At 46.3% G+C, this 15,803-nt stretch carries 11 protein-coding genes; 6 read left to right on the top strand and 5 right to left on the bottom strand.

Annotation, left to right across the window (positions count from 1 at the left end; all coding sequences use genetic code 11):
* Nucleotides 1–34: 34 nt before the first annotated feature.
* The 3 genes from DXN04_RS07460 to DXN04_RS07450 are packed head-to-tail and all read right to left on the bottom strand — an operon-like array spanning nucleotide 35 to nucleotide 5,551.
* A complete protein-coding gene (locus DXN04_RS07460; RefSeq protein WP_158568894.1) occupies nucleotides 35–1,348 on the bottom strand; it encodes a TolC family protein in 1,314 nt (437 codons plus the stop codon).
* Nucleotides 1,349–1,357: 9 nt separating this feature from the next.
* Nucleotides 1,358–4,456 (bottom strand): efflux RND transporter permease subunit, encoded by a 3,099-nt coding sequence (locus DXN04_RS07455; RefSeq protein WP_116852703.1) that lies wholly within the window; start codon nucleotides 4,454–4,456, stop codon nucleotides 1,358–1,360.
* Nucleotides 4,457–4,468: 12 nt separating this feature from the next.
* Nucleotides 4,469–5,551 (bottom strand): efflux RND transporter periplasmic adaptor subunit, encoded by a 1,083-nt coding sequence (locus DXN04_RS07450; protein ID WP_116852702.1) that lies wholly within the window; start codon nucleotides 5,549–5,551, stop codon nucleotides 4,469–4,471.
* A 362-nt stretch (nucleotides 5,552–5,913) separates the two neighbouring features.
* Here DXN04_RS07450 and DXN04_RS07445 point away from each other — a divergent pair, with 362 nt between their 5' ends.
* The 3 genes from DXN04_RS07445 to rnc are packed head-to-tail and all read left to right on the top strand — an operon-like array spanning nucleotide 5,914 to nucleotide 8,155.
* Complete coding sequence (locus DXN04_RS07445) at nucleotides 5,914–6,150, top strand: acyl carrier protein (RefSeq protein ID WP_012788038.1); 237 nt, start codon at nucleotides 5,914–5,916, stop codon at nucleotides 6,148–6,150.
* 24 nt (nucleotides 6,151–6,174) lie between these two features.
* Complete coding sequence (fabF, locus tag DXN04_RS07440; protein WP_116852701.1) at nucleotides 6,175–7,428, top strand: beta-ketoacyl-ACP synthase II; 1,254 nt, start codon at nucleotides 6,175–6,177, stop codon at nucleotides 7,426–7,428.
* A 4-nt stretch (nucleotides 7,429–7,432) separates the two neighbouring features.
* Entirely contained in the window at nucleotides 7,433–8,155 is a 723-nt protein-coding gene (rnc, locus tag DXN04_RS07435) for a ribonuclease III (RefSeq protein WP_116852700.1), read from the top strand.
* A gap of 11 nt (nucleotides 8,156–8,166) precedes the next feature.
* Here rnc and DXN04_RS07430 read toward each other — a convergent pair whose 3' ends face one another.
* Together DXN04_RS07430 and DXN04_RS07425 are read right to left on the bottom strand one after the other, a co-directional pair.
* Complete coding sequence (locus DXN04_RS07430; protein WP_116852699.1) at nucleotides 8,167–8,784, bottom strand: GyrI-like domain-containing protein; 618 nt, start codon at nucleotides 8,782–8,784, stop codon at nucleotides 8,167–8,169.
* A gap of 47 nt (nucleotides 8,785–8,831) precedes the next feature.
* Nucleotides 8,832–9,791: a helix-turn-helix transcriptional regulator gene (locus DXN04_RS07425; protein ID WP_116852698.1), complete on the bottom strand. Its 960-nt coding sequence runs from the start codon at nucleotides 9,789–9,791 to the stop codon at nucleotides 8,832–8,834.
* Between the two features lie 595 nt (nucleotides 9,792–10,386).
* On the opposite strand from DXN04_RS07425, the gene DXN04_RS07420 reads away from it, so the two are divergent.
* From DXN04_RS07420 to DXN04_RS07410, 3 genes are all read left to right on the top strand, one after another.
* Nucleotides 10,387–10,935 carry an RNA polymerase sigma factor gene (locus DXN04_RS07420; RefSeq protein WP_116852697.1) on the top strand — a complete coding sequence of 183 codons (549 nt, stop codon included), beginning with the start codon at nucleotides 10,387–10,389 and terminating at the stop codon, nucleotides 10,933–10,935.
* Between the two features lie 98 nt (nucleotides 10,936–11,033).
* Nucleotides 11,034–12,095: a FecR family protein gene (locus DXN04_RS07415; RefSeq protein WP_116852696.1), complete on the top strand. Its 1,062-nt coding sequence runs from the start codon at nucleotides 11,034–11,036 to the stop codon at nucleotides 12,093–12,095.
* A gap of 296 nt (nucleotides 12,096–12,391) precedes the next feature.
* A complete protein-coding gene (locus tag DXN04_RS07410; RefSeq protein WP_116852695.1) occupies nucleotides 12,392–15,790 on the top strand; it encodes a TonB-dependent receptor in 3,399 nt (1,132 codons plus the stop codon).
* Nucleotides 15,791–15,803 lie beyond the last annotated feature (13 nt).

Below are 15,803 nucleotides of genomic sequence, written 5' to 3'. Positions count from 1 at the left end.
AAAAGCGGGGTTGCCATTCGGCAACCCCGCTTTTTTACTTTATTAAATCGCCATTTAAACGCAGTAGTTGTGTTTCTGCCAGTTTAATATTATATCGTGCATTAATCAGGCGGTTATAAGCATCTTCCAGGCTTTGCTGCGCCTCCTTCACCTCAATCGTTGTGGACACTCCCTGTTTGAACCGCTCCAAAGCCACCATCGCATTCTCCCTTGCCAGTCCCAGGTTCTCTTCCTCCAGGTCTACCGCCGTCTTATAATATTCATAATCCTTAAATGCATTACTCAATGCCATATCCACCTTCGTGCGCGTATTTTCCAGCGAAAGCTGCTGATAGCTCACATTAAGCTCCGCGTTCTTCACCTGCCTGCGCACAGTCAGTCCGTTGAAGATGGGAATCGTAGCCGAAAACCCATAATTAAACACCCCATTTTGGTTAAATACCGGACTAAATGAGTTCGTTGCTGCATTCGAATTAAGCTTCGTAAAGTTGTAGCCTGAATTGAAATTGATGACAGGAAAATAATCTCCCCTGCTTTCTTTCAACGCCAATTGCGATACCTGCAGGTTTTGCTTTGCTACCAGCAAAGAAGTATTCCGCTGCAGCATCTCCTCCCTCATTTTGCCATAGGCAAGATCCGTATTTAACGGAATACTATCCTGCACCTCGTACTGTGTATTCCCTCCTTCTATCGCCATGTACTGATTCAGGATTACCTTTCCCTGGTCAATCACCGTTTGCTGTCGTAGATAAGAGGCCTTCAGTGCATTGTAATCTACTTTTGATTGCAACCAGTCTGTTTTAGGCCCAAGCCCTGTCTGAAATTTTGCATCTGACAATTTCACTCTTTCATCTGCAATCGATAATTGTTCTGACAGGTTGTGCAGTTGCTGCTTGCCCTGCACTACAGCATAATAACTTGCAATTACGTTGGCCACAGTTGTGATCAGCGCATCTTTCATGGCGGCATCACCCAGATCCCTTATCGCTTCCAGTTTCTGCCTGGTAGCAAACATTTTTAGTCCATCAAAGAGGGTCCATGACAAGGTCACATTCCCTGTGAAATTATTACTATGAATCCCACTGGTATCACGCTTGGAACCATTTACGAATTCCTGTTTGGTACGCGTGGTATTCCATACTTTTGAAGCTGTTCCATTAATCCTGGGTGCAAATGCCCAGTTGGCATATGCATAATCGTTCGCTGCAATGGCGGCATCATTTTTTGCCAGCCGTATATCATAATTGTTCTTCAAAGCCAGGTCTATTGCCTGCTCCACCGTCAGCACCTGTTGTGCGGAAACATGGATGGCAGACAGCAACAGGCAGAATATGAGGATGCGTTTCATGTCGTGCATTTATACAGTAGCTTCAAATTCTTCTATGGGTTCCTTCACTTGTTTTCTCCTGCTCAGGAAAATGTACATCGCCGGAATCACAAATAAGGTAAGGACCAGTGAAAAGACGATACCGCCCACGATCACAATACCCAATGGAATACGACTCGTAGCTGCAGCACCCAGTGACATCGCAATCGGCAATGCGCCCAGGGCCATTGCAAGACTCGTCATCAGGATGGGGCGAAGACGCATCGTTGCCGCTTCTATGGCAGCTGTTGCTTTTGGCAGTCCTTCATCCCGTTTATGATTTGCAAACTCTACGATCAGGATCCCATTCTTGGTGACAAGACCAATCAACATAATGACCCCGATCTGTGAGAAAATGTTCCATGTCTGCCCAAAGATCCATAAGGAGAACAGGGCACCCGCAAATGCCAGTGGTACTGTGAGCATGATGATAAAGGGATCGACCCAGCTCTCGAACTGTGCAGCCAGTACCAGGTAAATCAATACCAGTGCCAGCACCAATGCAAACATAGTATTGGAGCCACTTTCTGCATAATCCCTGGAAGATCCTGATAATGCAGCATTGTAAGAATCATCGATCACTCCTCTCTTTTGCAGGTCATTATAAATACGGTACATGGCATCGATACCATCGCCTATGGTCTTGCCCGGGGCCAGGCCCGCAGAAACCGTTGCTGATTTATAACGATTGAAGTGATAGATGATTGGCGGACTGGTTTCTTCCTGGATCGTCACCACATTATCCAGCTGAATCGCCTCTCCCCTGCTGTTGCGTACATAAAAATTCTGCAGGTCAGCAGGCTTATCGCGGCTGCCACGGAATACCTGGCCCATTACCTGGTACTGCTTGCCGTTGCGGATAAAGTAGCCATAGCGTACATTACTCAATGCCAGCTGTAAGGTCTGTGAAATATCGTCGACAGATACACCCAGTTCACTTGCCTTGGCACGATTGATCTGAATACGTAATTCAGGTTTATTGAACTTCAGGTCAACGTCCACACCAGAGAAGGTCGGATCATTGTTTGCCTCATCCAGGAAGATGGGCAGTACCTTCGATAAACTATCGAAGTTGATATGTTGCAATACAAAGGATACCGGCAAGCCGCTACGGCGGCCTACCTGGATGGTTTGCTGTTCGATTGCGAATACCTTGCCTTCGGAGAATTTGAACATATTGCGGTTCACCATGTTCACAATTTCTTTCTGTGAACGGGTTCTGTCATGTGGTTCTGTGAGTACCACGTTTGCAAACCCACTGTTTACCGCACCACCCCCGCTAAAGCCCGGGGCGGTTACCGTTAGTATAATATTCTTTTCAGGAATGGAATCGATCATGAACTGGGTGAGTCCATCCATGTAACGCTCCATATAATCGTAGGAAGTACCTTCAGGTGCTGTAATAGAAAGGCGGAACTGGCTGCGGTCTTCAATCGGTGCCAGCTCTGACTGCAGGTTGCGGAAGATGAAGTAGATCAGGGCCACACAACCTATAATAATCAGGGTGGCGATCCAGCGTACTTTCATGAATTTCTCCAGCGCATGCTGATAGCTATCCTCCATCCAGGTGAAGAAAGGCTCTGTTTTGGTATAGAACCAGGAGTGAGTATGTTTTTTACGACCCAGCTTCACATTCAACACAGGAGTGAGTGTGAGAGACACAAATGCAGAAATGAGTACAGCCCCTGCTACCACGATCCCGAATTCCCTGAACAGGCGGCCTACGAAGCCCTGCAGGAATACAATCGGCAGGAATACGAATGCCAGGGTAATACTGGTGGCGATAACGGCAAAGAAGATTTCTTCAGACCCTTCTTTGGCTGCCTGCATACGTGGCATGCCTGCTTCAATCTTTTTGTAGATATTTTCCGTGACCACGATACCGTCGTCCACCACCAGACCTGTGGCGAGTACGATTGCCAGCAGTGTCAATATATTAATGGTGAAGCCACACATATACATGATAAAGAAGGCGGCAATGAGGGATACCGGGATATCTACCAATGGGCGGAAGGCCATGAGCCAGTCGCGGAAGAAGAGGTAGATGATCAGAATCACAAGTACCAGTGCCACGACCAGGGTTTCTTCTACTTCTTCGATAGACTTGCGGATAAAGCGGGTATTATCGATCGCGATATTGGTGCTCAGGTCTGATGGCAGGTCTTTTTTCAGCTGTTCATACCTTTTATAGAATTCGTCGGTAATAGCTACATAGTTGGAGCCTGGTTGCGGCGTGAGTGCCAGGGCCACCATTGGTACACCGGATTCTTTCAGGATCGTTTCCTCATTTTCAGGGCCTAATACGGCCTGGCCGATATCCCTGAAATGAATCACGCTGCTATTGACATTCTTGATGATCAGGTTATTGAAATCTTCTTCGGTGTTGAGGCGGCCAAAGGTGCGCACAGTCAGTTCAGTGGCATTCCCGGCGATCTTACCGGAGGGCAGTTCTACGTTTTCCCGGGCCAGGGCCTGCTGCACGTCGGAAGGTGTGAGGCTGTAGGCCGATAACCTGGCGGGGTCCATCCAGAGCCGCATGGCGTATTTTTTTTCACCGAGTATGCGGATGGAGCTGACACCGGGGATGGTCTGCAGTCTTTCCAGGAGTACGTTGTTGGCATATTCCGTAATCTCCAGCTGGTTGCGGGTGCTGCTCTGCAGGGTCATGGACAGGATATAGTCCGAATTGGCATCTTCTTTAGATACTACAGGGGGTGCATCGATATCGGGGGGCAGGTTCCGGAGGGCCTGCGATACTTTATCGCGCACGTCGTTGGTAGCGGCTTCCAGGTCAATACCCAGTTCAAATTCAACGGTGATATTGGAAGTACCCTGGCTGCTGCTGGACGATATATTTTTGATACCGGCAATCCCGTTAATAGATTTTTCGAGTGGCTCGGTGATCTGTGTTTCAATAATATCAGAGTTGGCACCAGCATAAGAGGTGCGCACGTTTACGATGGGTGGATCTATGGCAGGGAAGTCCCTTACCCCCAGGAAGTTGAAGCCCACGAAGCCAAAGATGACAATGATAATGTTCATCACGATGGCAAATACAGGACGTTTGAGCGATAGAGAGGGTAGGCTCATGGTCTACATAATTTAATTGATCTTGTTATACTTCAGTACCATACCGGGCTTTAGCTGCAACATACCGCTGGTGACTACGGTATCTCCTTTGCTGAGGCCACTGGTAATCTGAACGTTGTCAGCATCCCGGAGACCTGTTTCTACAACAACAAATTTTGCTTTACCCTGGTCGGCAATGATCACTTTTTTGTCGCGGGTACCGGGAATGACGGCCTGTGAAGGAATCATGAGGGCATCCGGCATATTACGGAGGGCGATTTGTACGTTAGCAAAAGCGCCGGGCAGTAGTTGACCGGGGTTCGGTACGATCGCTCTTAATTTGATCGTGCGGGTAGCGAGATCGATTTTCGGGTCGATGGCGTAGATCTGTCCTTTGTAAGAATTTGCGTCGCCGGCTACCTTGAAGTTGACAGCATCGCCTTGTTTAACGGCGTTGCGATACTTTTCCGGGACGGTGAAATCAACTTTGAGCGGGTCTATTTGCTGCAGGGTGGTAATAATAGTGGTATTGTTTACAATAGCCCCGAGGCTGATATTGCGCAGTCCGAGGCGGCCATTGAAGGGGGCTCTGAGTTCGGTTTTCTGGAGCTGGGTACGGGTATATTGCATATCTGCGGCGTAGGCGCTCACCTGGTTGCGGGTTACGTCTACATCCTGGCGGCTGATACCATTGATCTTCAGGAGGTTTTCCTGTCTTTCGAGGGTTGTTTTGGCCAGTTGCTGTTGAAGTTCCAGTTTAGCCAGCTGAGCTTTGAGGTCTTCGTCATAGATTTTGACGAGGAGGGCTCCTTTGGCTACCTGGGTACCTTCTTTAAAGAAGAGGCCAGTGACTTTGCCGGTAATTTCGGGTTGGATCTGAACTTCTTCATTGCTTTGAAGGGTACCGCTCGCATCAATAACTTCATTCAGGGAGGAGGTGTGTACAATAAAAGCGTCTACCAGCAAGGGTTTGTTTCCTTTGCTACCACGTACAGTGTCTTTGTTGGGTGCAGCTGCTTTTTTAGGAGCAGCGAACCTGGTATAGATAATACCAATAATAACTACAGCCAGGATCAGGTAAACGACTGTTTTCAGGAACTTTTTGTTACCAGCCATTTGTTCGCATATTTATGTTGAGGGGATATTGCCCGGGGCAAATTTAATAAAAGCCCATGCTGATAGGGAGGTTCATGTGTTAATTAGCGTTAATTGTCATTTATGGGTATATAGGAGGCTTAATAGGCGGTTGAATGGCAAATAAAGGCATTATTATATGTGTACTTTGAAGCATATACGGAGGTGAAAAGGGGTGTTTGCCAGGGAATTGAGGAATTCGAAATATCTGGCTAATCCTTTATGGGGTGGGGTTTAGGGGCTATAACACTAAAGTAAATTGGGTAAAATTGGGCGCTATTCTTGTCAATTCAATAAAAATTATATTTTTGCACTCAAGTTTTAAACCAAAAACACTTAAAATTATGTCAGACATTGCATCAAGAGTTAAAAAGATCATTATTGACAAATTGGGCGTTGACGAAGCTGAGGTAACTCCTGAAGCCTCCTTCACCAACGACCTGGGCGCTGACTCTTTGGATACGGTAGAACTGATCATGGAATTCGAAAAAGAATTCAACATCTCCATTCCTGACGAACAAGCTGAAACTATTACTACTGTTGGCCAGGCAGTTGCTTACCTGGAAGAACATGTAAAATAATCCTACTTAATCAGATTTGTTTTAATGCAACCAAGACGAGTAGTCGTTACAGGTTTAGGCGCACTTACACCGCTCGGCAATTCCGTATCCGAATACTGGAAGGGATTGACGGACGGTGTATCCGGTGCCGGGCCTATTACACAATTTGATGCTTCCAAGTTCAAAACCCGTTTTGCTTGCGAACTGAAGAACTTTGATGCGACCAATTACCTGGACAAGAAGGAAGCCCGTAAGATGGATCCTTTCACGCAGACGGCTGTGATAGCTGCTGACCAGGCGGTACAAGATGCCGGGATTGACCGTAATTCTGTCGATATGGACAGGGTTGGGGTAATCTGGGGTTCTGGTATTGGAGGTATGATCAATTTCTGTCAGGAAATGAAAGATTTCGGTCAGGGCGACGGGACTCCCCGCTTTAGTCCTTTCCTAATAGCCCGGTTAATTATCGACATTGCGGCAGGACACATTTCTATACGCCACGGTTTCAGAGGACCCAATTTCTCAGTGGTGTCAGCGTGTGCTTCTGCAACAAATGCCATTATAGAGGCCATGCAGTACATCAGGTACGGCAGGGCGGATGTAATGATCACCGGAGGATCCGAAAACGTTATAAACGATGCCTGTGTAGGCGGTTTTAACGCTATGAAGGCCCTATCCGAGCGAAATGATGACCCGGCCACAGCCTCCAGGCCCTTTGACCTGAACCGTGATGGTTTCGTAATGGGAGAAGGTGCGGGAGCACTGGTGCTAGAATCCTATGAACATGCGATTGCTAGAGGTGCCAAAATTTATGCTGAACTGGCAGGAGGTGGCGCTACAGCAGATGCCTATCATATCACAGCACCCCATCCAGAGGGATTAGGCGCTATGAACGTAATGCGAATGGCCCTGTTAGACGCTGGAATGCAACCCAATGCAATTGACTATATTAACGTACACGGTACTTCCACTCCACTTGGAGACATTGCCGAAGTAAAAGCGATCCAACAGGTATTTGGTGAAGATGCATATCGATTGAATATCAGCTCCACCAAGTCTATGACTGGTCACTTATTAGGCGCTGCCGGTGCCATTGAGTCAATTGCTGCTATCATGTCTGTTATACATGGTATTATTCCTCCTACCATTAATCATTTTACTGATGATCCGGAGCTGGATCCCAAATTAAATTTTACCTTTAACGTCGCACAACATAGAGAAGTAAACGCTGCATTAAGTAATACCTTCGGTTTTGGAGGGCATAATGCATCCGTGATTTTCAAAAAATTTGTTGCTTGATTGTGTGAAATTACTGCCAGGATTTTTATATCGATTTGTATCCGGTAAGAGAAGTCTTTACAAGGATCTGTATAACCTGCTGGGCTTTGCCCCGGGCAATTTCTCATTGTATGAAGTCGCCCTGAGCCATCGCTCGAGCAAGGAGAAGTTTCTTGAGAGCAATGAAAGGCTGGAATACCTCGGTGATGCCATCCTTGGTGCCATTATCGGCGATTACCTCTTCAAGAAATATCCTTATAAGACAGAAGGCTATCTCACCGAAATGCGGTCCAAAATTGTGAACCGCCAGCAGCTTAATGATATTGCTATCAAAATGGGCCTGCGTAAGCTGACCATTTATGATAAGTACAATAGCTTCCTGAAGATTTCCCAGATTTTCGGTAATACCCTCGAAGCACTGGTTGGCGCTGTGTACCTTGACAAAGGTTACAACCGTACCAAACAGTTTGTGCATCAACGCATCATCATGCCTTACATTGATCTGGAACTGCTTGAAAGTGTGGAAATGAACCACAAAAACAAGCTGTACGGATGGGCCAATAAGCACGGCAAGACCCTGGAGTTCGACCTGCTGGAAGAACAGATGGACAATGGCCGCCGCATCTTTACTGTAGGTGCAGTAGTAGATGGGGAGCTCATTTGCAGTGGTAAGGCTTTCAATAAGAAGGATGCCAGCCAGATTGCTGCACAGCAGGCCATAGAGCTGCTGGGGCTGGGAGAAAAATAACCCGTTCCGATTTATTTTACCGGTTGTCTTAAGATTGTTTTCAGCTTTTCCGGCGCAGTTTTGCGTGGGTCGCTGAGGTATATTTCATGGTGCCGCCCATTCCAGGTGAGGCCTTTTTCTTCCATAAAGTCATGTAAGAGCTGTAAGGATACCGGTTCGGTAGCATAAGGACCTGTATGCAGGATCTGTACGCTTTGCCCTTCGGCCAGGGTTTGCAGGTAGACCTGGTTGAAATGTGGAACTGGTTTCTTTTGATAGGTCTTTTTCAAAATGGCTTTTACATCATTCTTATTGATGAAGTCCGGCATACGGATGAGGAGTTGCCAGTGCCACTGATCACGGGACACCTCCATTACTTCGCGGAAATCAGTATAGTTTTCCACATCATCTACCCACCAGAGGCCTTCGAGCTTGCAGACTACGAAGTCCAGTTCCATTTTTTTATAATGCATTTTGATGCCATAAGCGGCGGTATACAGGGCCTGGGTACAGGCAGCAAAGTGCTCGCCGTTGGGATCGCCCTGGCCTTCGATAGAGAGATAGTGACCGGGGGGCACGAAGAGTAAAGCCGGTTTGGCACTAGCGGTGTAGAGTTCCTTATAGGTTTTGGTAAGATCTGTTTTTGACATGTGCATTAGCGTTAATAATGCAAAGGAAAGTGGGCCGGGTGACAACATTATGTCAGTAGGTAATGCTCATAAATTTCTTTTGCTAACACCCGCATGTGCTCCTTCAACTCCTCCGGACCGATTATTTCCACCTCCTTCCCAATCGTCAGCACCCACCTCCCAAACCAATCCAGGTGAGAAGTCAGAAATGTCATCTCCACACACTCCCCTACCGACTGCTCTTCCATCAAACCATAATAAAACCGCTGATTCCCCAGCTTTTTTGCCATGACAGCCGTAAACCGCAACTTTACCACGTGTGGATAAGCAGCTGGTTCTGCATATTTCTCCATGTATTCCTTTAAAGATATATGCCTGTCTCTGTCATAAGAAACATCCGATACTCCCAGGTTACGGATCCGGTCCATCCTGAAATTCCGGTAAGCATGCCGGAGCCTGCACCAGGCAATGAGGTACCAGTATCCCATCATGTAAATGATACCGATGGGCTCTACTTCTCTATGCGTCAGGGTTTCGTTGTGGAGTGCAAAGTAATCGAGCCGGAGCATCAGGTGCTTGCCCAGGGCATATTGAATATCAGAAAGAAAGCGGTTAGGAAACTCACTGTCTTCCGGTGGCCGGCGGCTGATTACAGCAATATTCTCTTCCAGCGATTCCAGGAAATCTTTTTCACTGCTCCGCAACACCGCCCTGATCTTCTGCATAGCATTGCCAAATTGCTTCCTGTTGGAATGGTCGCTTAGCTGGGCCATCATCTTCTCGCCTGTAAGCAGCGCAGCTGCCTCTTCCCTGTTAAACATTACCGGGGGCAGGTGATAACCTTCCACCAGGTAATAACCCGTACCAGCCTCCGCACCTACAGGTACCCCGGCCTCCTGCAAGGCTCTTACATCACGATATACAGTCCGGAGACTGATTTGAAAGCGTTCTGCTATCTCAGCAGCCTTCACAATTTTCTTGCCCTGGAGCTGAATAAGTATGGCGGAAAGGCGGTCTATCCTGTTCATGGCCGGAAAATTAGAAATAAAATGAAAAAAAAAATTGAAACCCGTTAAACTTCGGATATTAAACACCGTCTTATATACAGAAAATATTTGAGAGCGACACTTTAGAGAAGCGATTAGCAGTATAGAAATAGAGAAAAGGTCTAAACCTCTGAAAAATATTTAAAATTTTGATGCTACAGTACAGAATATAGGTTAAATGGTAAGTCCCTGCAATTTTTTGCGGGGACCTTTTTTTTATGGCAGGTATTGCGGCATCGGATTTATTAAACAACCCATTTTGAACATGTACTTATCATTCTAATACCACGGTTATTACCTCCCCATATTATTTAGAATCATTAACTTATGATTAACAATTTTGATAGAGATTCATTCTATTTTTGATTTAAGCAAAATTCAAATGAGTTTTTTTAATGGTTAATTTGGGGAGGGCCTGATATTTATCAGGCCCCATTTTTTTGGGTCTAACTCATCCCGGAGGAAGTAATGATTCGTAAATGATTTTTATAGTTCGTAGTTTAGTCCCCGCAGCCAGTGAGAATGGACTGGTAAACAATACTATTACTACAGGTGATACTTTTTTAAATCAGGTAAATTGGGGTCCGGAAACAGCTATCAGTCATTCATAGCGGAAGAGGTACTGTGGAATGCCTTCAGACAGGACGATGAGCAGGCTTTTAGTGAGATGTACAGGCGTTTTGCTGCTGTATTATATAACTATGGTTACCATCTTGCAGGCGATGCTGCACAGGTGCAGGATGCTATGCAGGATCTTTTTGCCGATCTCTGGCGTACAAGGCATAATCTTTCAGCGACCACTTCTGTGAAATATTATCTGTTCAGGTCTTTGCGGAGGCGTTTGCATCGTTTGTCAGATGCTAAGGCGGCCCAGGTCCTGGATTGGTCATTGCAGGAAGAAGCCTCTGCAGAGGAAATGCGGATAATGGGCGAAGAGGACCTGTTACAACAGCTTCGCCTCCAAAAGGCTATGCGCCAGCTGCCGGTAAGACAACAGGAAGCCATCCGCTTACGGTTTTACGATAATTTCAGCTGGGAGGAAATCTCCGGCATCATGGGAGTGAATGAGCAGTCAGTTCGCAACCTGGTACAGCGCGCAGTTGTCAAACTAAGAGAGCTGCTGTAGAAACTTTGTTAACACGCACCTGCCCCTCTCAAAAAGATTTTAAAAAAACTTTAACAAAAGTGAGTTAAAACGCCCCTACCCCGTCTTTATAACTATACATGGATTACTCAAACTTCGATACGGCCGATTTTGTGACCAACGACAGCTTTGTCGCCTGGGTAAAATATGGCGAAAACGCAGGTCATTGGGAATCCATTTCGCGGAATTATCCTGAGCAGGGAGCTGCTATTTTGCAGGCACGCACCATTATTCTGGCTGCTTCCCAGCTACCGGCATTTGAGTTGAAGGAAAAATCCAGCGATGCCATCTGGCAGCATATTCGTGAAAGTATGGAGACACCGCAAAGACCTGTCAGGAATTTACGCCCCTGGTATCTTGCAGCTGCCGTGCTGATTGCCCTGGTGGCAACCACCGTTATGTGGTTCACCCTGAACAAGCCGGATCACAGTGCTTACCATGAGCTGGTGGCAAAGGCCGAAACAAAGGAAAATGCCTTCGTTGAGAACATCAACAAAGGCAAAAAGCCTGAAACTGTCAGCCTGCCCGATGGTAGTTCCGTGATTCTGCAACCCGGTGCCCGGATTAGTTATTCCACCTGTCCTGGCGGCAAATGCCATCGTCAGGTATTCCTTTCCGGCGCTGCATTTTTTGAAGTAAAAAGAAACATCGAACCTTTTGTAGTATATGCCAACGAAATGGTGATCAACGTACTCGGTACCTCATTCATGGTGAGGGCCTATGACGAAGATACCCTGGTGAGTGTAGCAGTAAAAACAGGGAAAGTAGCCATCGCGATACAACCAAAAGAGAACGATGCAAGGGCAAATTTGTCGGCTAACCAGCAGGCGATACTGAAACGTTCCACTCATGCGTTAGATGTATTGCCAATGACAGTAGCCATCAATGCCCAGCCAACTATAACAGAGCTGTACTCGTTTGTATTTGCTGACGCATCCGCAGATAGTGTGTTTAACCTGCTGGAAAAAGCCTATGGTGTACATATCAACTATGACAAAACCCTGATGGCCGGCTGTAAATTGACAGCATCCCTGGATGACGAACCACTAAAAGAAAAATTAAAGCTTATCTGCCAGGCGCTGGAAGCAAACTGTACGATCGCAGGAAATGAAATTACTATAACAACCAAAGGATGTCATTAATAGTGTTCACGTACGCGTAGCTAATAAGGAATGTAGAGAGTTCCCCCGTTGACACACTATTCCACGAAATACGTTATTGAGAACAAATAAATTACACTGATACTTATGCTTTACATCACGTAATGAAAAAGCCAGCGGTATGGCCGTACCACTGGCTGAAAAAATAATACTCTTGCGGCACCGCCTTATACCCGCTCCACTGGGATAAGACACCCTTTCTATTTCCCATTACAAACAGGAACACAATTCAAGTTATGAAAAAAAGACTACGAATCCATGATTTAATCTTTATGGTCATGCGTACATGCTTTTACCAGCTGCTAATTGCCACGTTATGTACCGGTCTCACTTTTGCAAAGTCCACTGAGGCCCAGGAAATTCTCACCAAGCCTGTATCAATAGATGTCCGTCAGCAGTCAGTTGACCAGGTATTGTCTAAAATCGAACAAGCTGCCGATGTGAAATTTCTCTATTCTTCCACGCTCATCAGCGCTTCCCGCAAAGTGAATCTGGAAGCGAAACAGGAGCCTCTTGGAAAGGTACTGGACAAGTTACTCGCCCCATTGCAACTCTCCTATCAGGTCGATGGCCGGCAAATTGTACTCAATCGATTACGTAGAGAAGAAGAGGTGACTTATGCCGCTGATGCAGTAGTACGTATCACAGGTAAAGTGGTAGATGAAAAAGGAACGCCACTCCCTGGGGTAAACGTAAAACTCAAAAATACCTCAAGCGGTGCTGTCACTGATGCCGGCGGTAACTTCGCTTTCAATGCTCCCGACCTCTCCGGTACCCTCATCTTCTCTTATGTAGGCTATACTTCAAAAGAAGTAGAGCTGAATGGTCTCAGCGTGATCAACGTAACACTGGAACCTTCTGCAACTTCACTGAGCGATGTGGTAATCGTAGGTTATGGTACACAAAAGAAAGAATCACTCACCGGTGCAATCGCCGCCATCTCCGCAAAGGATCTGGGCGATGTACATGCTGGTTCTACCGTGAGTACAGTACTGGCAGGGAAACTGCCGGGTGTTACCTTTCGCATGTCCGATAGCCGCCCCGGTGCAAGTGCTTCTATCCAGATTCGTAACATGGGCGACCCTTTATATGTGATTGATGGGATCCAGCAGGATCAGCTTCAGTTCAACAACATCGCTCCAAACGATATCGAAACCATCACCGTACTGAAAGATGCTTCTGCTGCTATCTATGGTATGCGTGCTGCAAATGGCGTAGTGGTGGTAACTACCAAGAGAGGTAAACTGAATAGCCGAAATACAATTAATCTGTCCGCATATACCGGCTGGCAAAACTGGACCCGCTTTCCTAAAGGCGTAAACGCTTATGAGTGGATGGCAGGTAAAGCAGATGCTGAAATGAACCAGTATGGTGCTACAACTATTACCCAGGCAGAACTGGAAAAATGGAAAGCTGGTACTGAACCAGGTTACAAGAGCTTTGACTGGTACAAATTTATTGTAAAAGACAATGCTCCACTGACTAACCTGAACCTGAACTTCAGCGGTGGCTCTGACAGAATCAACTACTACGTATCCGCTACTCACCTGAAACAATATTCTGTACTGGGCAGAGAATTTACTTTTGAACGTACAAACATTCAGAGTAACATCGAAGCAAACGTTTCTGACAACTTCAAGATCGGTGCTCAAATCAATGGCCGTGTTGAAACCAGGGACCAGCCAGGTGTACCAGGTACTGATGACTACTGGGAAGCGCGTTTTGCTATCCTGCGTAACACGCCCATCGAACGTCCATATGCAAATGACAATCCTAACTACCCAAACAACATCGGTCATAATACCGAAAACTGGGCATTGCAGAACAAGAAATTGTCTGGCTACTGGCATGAAGACTGGCGTGTACTCCAGACTAACCTGAACGCAGAATATAAATTCCCGATCGATGGGCTGACCGCAAAAGGCCTGTTCTCCTATTATTATGCGAACAGAATTATGAATGGTCACGAGTATACTTATAATGTATACACTTATGATCCAAACACGGATACCTACAATGTATCTGGTGGTAGCTCCAATCCATGGAGAGAAAGAGACAACCACACCAACCTGTCTCCTACCATTCAGCTGCAACTGAACTATGCGCACTCATTTGGCAAGCATAACATAGGCGGTACCGTAGTAGCAGAAAGGATCAAGAGAAGGGAACTGGCCAGCTGGGTTCATGCCGTACCAACTACCAACGATCTGCCTTTGATCTATTTCAGTACCATGGATACCTATAATGATACTGACTCTACTACTGCCCGTCTGGGTTACATCGGCCGGTTCACTTATAACTACGACAGCAAATATTACCTGGAAGTATCCGCAAGAAGAGATGCGTCCTGGAAATTTGCGCCTAACAAACGCTGGGGTACTTTCCCTGCCATGCAGGCTGGCTGGCGTATCAGCGAAGAAAAATTCTTCCAGAACCTCGTAGGTGGTAAGAGAACACTGAGCGAACTGAAACTGAGAGGTTCTTATGGTAAACTGGGTGATGATGCGATTCCTTTGACGGCGTATGACTATCTCTCCGGTTATAACTACAACTCATCTACAGTCATCCTGGATGGTAAATCAGTAATCGGTTCTGCTTACAAAGGCGTACCTATCGATAACATCTCCTGGTATGTAAGTAAAACAACAGATATCGGTGCTGACTATGGTTTCTGGGACAACAGGATCAGTGGTGCGGTAGATTTCTTCAGAAGAAAGAGAACAGGGCTGTTAGGTACCAAATATGACATCCTTGTACCGAGCGAACTGGGTTATACATTGCCTTTCGAAAACGTGAAGAGTGACCAGGTAGCCGGTGGTGAGTTCTCCATCAACTATAGAGGTGAATACAAAAAAGTACGTTTCTCTGTAGGTGCTAACTTCTCTTATGCGCGTGCAAAGACGCTGAAAAGCTACAAACCGGTATTCCTGAACTCCTGGGATCACTATCGCAACTCAGGCGAAACCAGGTTTAGCAATACATTCTGGGGATATAACGCAATCGGACAATTCCAGTCACAGGAAGAAATCAACAACTATAAAGTAAACGTAGACGGGGCGGGGAACAAAACATTATTACCGGGTGACCTGATTTACAAAGACTGGAATGGCGATGGTGTGATCAACGACCTGGATCAGCGTCCTATCGGATGGGGTACAGGTAAGAACCCAATCATGAACGGTGGTATCAACTTCACGGTGGCATATAGCAACTTTGATTTCAGAGCTGATTTCTCTGCAGGTACCGGTTACTCCTTCAACCGTAAATGGGAAATGCGTATTCCTTATACCAACCAGGGCAACCTGCTGGCTGAGTTCTACAACGACCGCTGGCACAGGGAAGATCCTTATAATGTAAACAGCAAATGGATCCCGGGTAAGTACCCTGCACTGCGTTTCAATAATGGTGGTCACAGCAACTATAATGTAGACTCCGACTTCTGGCTGACTAACGTTCATTACATCAGGGCACGTACACTGGAACTGGGTTATACCATTCCCAAGCACATCCTGGCGAAAGCTAAAATCGAACGTTTCCGTGCATACATCAACGCTTACAACCTGTTCTCTATCGACAATCTGCGTAAGACAGGTATAGACGCTGAAGTCTCTGATGATAACGGTCTGACTTATCCACAAAGCAAGTATGTGAATATTGGTTTTGACCTTTCCTTTTGATCCTTTAATACAG

Source organism: Chitinophaga silvisoli (assembly GCF_003412465.1).
GTDB classification, from domain to species: domain Bacteria; phylum Bacteroidota; class Bacteroidia; order Chitinophagales; family Chitinophagaceae; genus Chitinophaga; species Chitinophaga silvisoli.
The sequence above is the reverse complement of the archived record's forward strand: the minus strand, read 5'-3'. Positions and strand labels throughout refer to the sequence as shown.